The sequence below is a fragment of the Collimonas sp. GW821-FHT02H07 genome (genome assembly GCF_059421505.1).
Window position 1 is genome coordinate 1 of record NZ_JBWKVC010000053.1, and the last position, 649, is coordinate 649.

Sequence of the window (649 nt, forward strand, 5' to 3'; positions counted from 1 at the left end):
TTCGAAACAGATCTCAACTCACTCGACTTGCTTTGATAAATAGGCTGGATGAACTATTTTCGTCAATGCGGATTGCGCGATGCACGCTCCACTTTCGGCCAATTGTCGTGCGCCCTTTTGGGACGCATTCCAAGAGCAAAAACTCAATAGTCAGTGAAGCCATGCTTTGCTACTTCCGGCAATCTGCTCAATAGGGCACGGGTACCAAGAATGCATTGACTTGCCGCAGATCGTCCTCTTTCAGCGTTCCGCTCGCCGACTTCAATTTCAAGCCATTCATCAGCGTGTCATAGCGCGCCTTGGCCAAATCCCTGCGCGTGGAAAACAGTTGCTGCTGCGCGTTGAGCACATCGATATTGAGACGCACGCCCACTTGATAGGCCAGCTGGTTCGAATCCAGTGACGACTGGCTGGAAATCTCTGCGGCCTCGTAAGCCTTGATTTGCGCCAAACCATTGCTGACGCCGAGGAACGCCTGGCGTGCGCTCAACGCAGCGGTTCTACGGGCATTGTCGAGATCGGAACGGGCTTTTTCTTCCAATGCCACTGCCTGGCGTACGCCGCTGCTTACCGCACCGCCGGAATAGAGTGGGATGTTCCACTGCACGCCGATCGAATTGCCAGTTGTCGACACGTTGTAATAGGGAAT

1 protein-coding gene is annotated in these 649 nt (G+C 53.6%); it reads right to left on the reverse strand.

What is annotated here, in order from left to right; translation table 11 throughout:
• Positions 1–187 precede the first annotated feature (187 nt).
• On the reverse strand, positions 188–649 hold a 462-nt coding region (locus AC07V8_RS25780), incomplete at its 5' end, for a TolC family protein (protein WP_494681198.1).